The organism is Bradyrhizobium sp. RT6a (genome assembly GCF_040547675.1).
Classification (GTDB): Bacteria; Pseudomonadota; Alphaproteobacteria; order Rhizobiales; family Xanthobacteraceae; genus Bradyrhizobium.
In genome coordinates this window covers 1-4,090 of the sequence record NZ_JBEPQC010000024.1, presented here as the reverse complement: position 1 = coordinate 4,090, position 4,090 = coordinate 1, and the positions used below count along the sequence as shown (strand labels likewise).

The window sequence follows — 4,090 nt, the reverse complement described above, 5'->3', positions numbered from 1 at the left end:
GGCTTGCGAGCGAAAACATGCAGCCTGTTGCCGGTCGTGTGCCCGGACACGTCGATCAGGATATCGACCTTGTCGGCCTGAATGCGATCGGCCAGCTCGTCGTCCGACATCTGCCAGGCGTCGACCCAGACGTCCGCCGAGGACCTGAATGCGGCGGTCATCTCATCTCTTACCGGCGAGCACGAATAGCAGATGATCTCGAATTTGGCGTGATCGTGACGACTGAGCACCGGCAACAGGGTGAACCCTGCCGAGTGGTACCAAAACTCGGCAGCCACATAGCCAACCACGATCCGCCGGTCGGGATCGAGCTGCCGGGGGGCAAGAGTCCGTCGCGGCAACTTCGAGCCGATTGCGTCCCACCACTGCTTTCGTGCGGCCTGCTGAACCGCGAAATCGGCGTCGGAGAGATAGTCGAGGAAGAAGATCTTCCGCCCGATCAAGGCGGCATCCGGCACAATAGCCAGCGCCGCATCGAGAAGCTCGACCGCCGATGCGATCTCTCCCTGGTTTGCAAAACAAGCGCTCAGCAGCGCCATCGCGATCGCGGAGCGTGGATATTCCTCTAGCAACGTGGTGCAGGCCAGAATCGCTTGCGCCGTATTTCCCATGGCGAGCGCGACTTGTGCCTTCCCCTGCAAGGCCACTTCGAGTTTGGGCGCAAGCGCAAGGGCCGCGTCAAAATCCGCCGCCGCCTGCTCCAACCTCGACGTCTCAAGATTGAGGCGTCCACGGTTCGCCAGGATCTTCGCCGAGCCCGGCCTGATCGCGAGCGCCGCCTCCAGCGCGCCTTTGGCCTCTTCGAAGTTCTTGAGCTCGATATTGACCAAACCTTTGCCGACGAGTGCTTCCACGTTTCGCGGCTGAAACAACAGTGCGCGTTCCAAGCTCTGTTTGGCGCGATCAAGCTGGCGCAGCGCAAGCTCTGCCAGGCCGCGATTGCAGAGCGCATCGGCATGATCGGGCTTCAGCCCGATCGCGCGATCGTACATTTCGATGGCCTGCTCGACGCGGTCCAGGTGCAACAAGGTATTGCCGAGGTTGGCCAAGGCCATGGGGAAGCTCGGCTTCAACGCGATGGCCCGCTCCAGGGATGTACGCGCGTCCTCGTATTCCCCAAGTGCGAAATGCGTGGCTCCCAAATCGGAAAAAGCCTGTGCCGAGCGTGGGTCGACTGTCACGGCATATTTGAGGGCCTGTTTCGCTGCCTCGAAGTGTCGGCTCGCGAACGCGCCCAAGCCAAGCAGGTGCAAGGCCCCGAAATGCTCCGGAAGTTCATTCAGGATCTGGCGGCAGAGTGTCTCCGTCTCCGCATACCGGCCCTGGCCATAGGCCGCATTCGCGGTCGAGATGATCGCGTCCGCCTGCTTCTTCAATTTCTTCTGCAACCGCGCGTTCTGAAACGCGCGCGCGCCGGCGCCGCTGCTCTGCAAGGATTCTCTCCGGAGGATGCCCGGGAGGATTCTAGCTGATTCGCGGCCAGGGCCGGCCGGTTTAGGCGACCCGGCAATCCCCGGAAGATGCCGGTGCTCGACGCAGGCCTCGCCTACGCAACGTCGACGTCATTCGAGGCGGCGGCACAATAGTCGCGCCAGAACTGGCGGTAACCGGCTTCGAGCTCGCGCGTGTAGATCTCGACATTGCCGGCGGGCGAAGCCGCGATCCGGGCCGGCAATTCCGCGCGCAATTTCGCCAGATGCTCGGGCTGTGACGCAAACCTGCGGGCGATCTCGACATAGCCATCGTCATCCTCGGCCACCCAGTCGCCGAGGCCGACGGCAGTCACGATAGAGGCGCCGGCACGCGAGGAGGCACCGATGCCGAGCTTGGCCACGACGGGGACGCCCTTGTAGAGAGATTCCCAGGTGCTGATGCCGCCATTTTGCGGGAACGTGTCGAGGGAAATATCGACCTGGGCGAAAGCCGCCAGATGGTCGTCGCGCGAGGTGGTGCCGAGGCAGGTGATGTTCTCCTCGATAACGCCCTGCGCCAGGAAACGCGCGATCAGGCTATCGCGCAGCAGGGGATCATCGAGCAGACCATGCTTGAGGATGATCTTCGATCCCGGCAGCTCCCGCATGATGCGTGTCCACGCACGGATCGCATCATCCGATATTTTGTAGATGCGGTTGAACACGCCGAAGGTGACGTAGCCATTGCGGAGCATCGGCAGCTCGGAAGGCTGCAGATCCGAGACGGGTTCAATCGTGATCAGGCACGGCAGATCGTGGATTTTCTCGGCAAACAAATGCCGAACCGACGGCGGAATGAAAATGGGATCCGCGAGCACGTAGTCCATTGTCGGCATGCCCGTGCCCGTCGCGTGTCCGAAGCCAGTGGCCTGGATCGGGGCCGGCTTGCGTGCGAAACACTGCAGCCTGTTACCGGTCGTGTGGCCCGAAACGTCGATGAGGATGTCGACATTGTCGGCCTGGATACGATCGGCGAGTTCGTCGTCCGAAAGCCCCCAGGCGTCGACCCAGACGTCCGCCAATGATTTGAACATGGCGGTGTACTCGTCCGCGCCCGGCCAGGAATAATAGCAGATGATTTCAAATTTGGTGTGATCATGATGGCGCAGCACCGGCAGCAGCGTGAGCCCCGCGGAGTGCTGTCGGAATTCGGCAGCGACGTAGCCGACCACGATCCGCTTTTCCGGATCCAGCGGCCGCTTCGGCAGCTCCCTTCGCGGCTGCTTGGAGCCGATCTGGTCCCACCAGGATTTTCGCACCGCCTGCTGGACCACGAAATCGGCCTCGGCGCGGTAGTCCTCCAGGAAGATCTTTCCTCTGATCGCATCACCATAGTCCGGCCTGACTGCCAGCGCGCGATCGAGATATTCGATCGCGGCATCCATGTCCCCCTGATTCGAATAAGAGAAGCCCATCAGCGCCAGCCCTGTCTCCGAGCGCGGATTGTGCTCGATCAAAGCCGCTGCGGCTGCCATTCCCTGCGCGGTCCTTCCCATCACGAGACAGGTCTGGGCCTTCCCTCGGAGGGCCAATTCGAGCTTGGGGGAAATCGCAAGCGCCGCCTCGAAATCCGCAAGCGCCGGCTCCAGGCGCTGCAGTTCGTAACTGAGCCGCCCGCGCTGGGCCAGGATCCGCGGCGAGCCGGGCTTGATCGCCAGCGCCGTGGCAAGCTTGGCCGCCGCCTCGTCGTGGTGCCGCAGCTCCATGCTGACCATGCCGCTGCCGACGATGGCCTCGGCGTGACGGGGCTGAAACAGCAGGGCACGGTCGAAGCTTTCCTTGGCGCGCATGATCTGTCCAAGCACAATCTCGATCATGCCGCGATTGCAGAACGCGTCAGCATAATCCGGCTTGATCTTGATGGCGCGCTCGTGCAGTTCGAGCGCCTGTTCGTACTGGCCCAGATGCATCAGCGTGTTGCCGAGATTGGTCAGCGCCACCGCAAAATTCGGCTTTAGCGCGATGGCCCTCTCCTGGCACCGCCGCGCCGCCTCGTAATTGCCGAGGTCGAAATGCACGGTCGCGAGGTTGTTGTGGGCATCATGCAGGCGCGGTTCGAGCGCAATCACGCGCTCGAGCAGCTGTTGCGCCTCCTCTAGGCGGCGGCCGTCATGCGCGCACATGCCGAGCAGGTGCATCGCGTCGACATGATCGGGCAGCGCTTTCAGGATATCCCGGCAGAGTGCTTCGGTCTCAGCATATCGGCCCTGGCCATAGGCGGTAGCCGCGGCGGAGAGGACGGCATCCGCCTGTTTCATCAATTTCTTCTGCAATCGCGCGTTCTGGAATGCGCGCGCGCCGCCGCCGCTGCTCTGCAAGGTGTCTCTCCGGAGGATGGCCCGGGGCGAGTCTAGCTGATTCGCGAGCCCGACCTGCGGTCAGCTGGCGCGGCGACACCCCGGGATTTCCCGGGGCTCAGCGGCCCGGCGCTGCGGGTCCCCAACGTCGCTGCCTTCGGCAGCCGCGGCACAATAGTCGCGCCAGAACCGGCGGTAAGCCGCTTCGACCTCGCGCGTGTAGATTTCGACATTGCCGGCGGGGGACGCGGCGATCCGGGCCGGCAACTCCGCGCGCAACTTCGCCAGATGCGCCGGCTGCGCCGCATATTTGCAGGCGAT

The 4,090-nt window shown here is 63.2% G+C and carries 3 protein-coding genes; all 3 read right to left on the bottom strand.

The features are described from left to right. A partial coding sequence (locus tag ABIC03_RS39160; protein ID WP_354066251.1) for a tetratricopeptide repeat protein occupies positions 1-1,433 on the bottom strand: 1,433 nt, incomplete at its 3' end. 113 nt (positions 1,434-1,546) lie between these two features. Continuing rightward, positions 1,547-3,790 (bottom strand): O-linked N-acetylglucosamine transferase, SPINDLY family protein, encoded by a 2,244-nt coding sequence (locus ABIC03_RS39155; RefSeq protein ID WP_275172612.1) that lies wholly within the window; start codon positions 3,788-3,790, stop codon positions 1,547-1,549. 60 nt (positions 3,791-3,850) lie between these two features. Further along, the coding region (locus tag ABIC03_RS39150) for a hypothetical protein (protein WP_354066249.1) at positions 3,851-4,090 on the bottom strand (240 nt) is incomplete at its 5' end.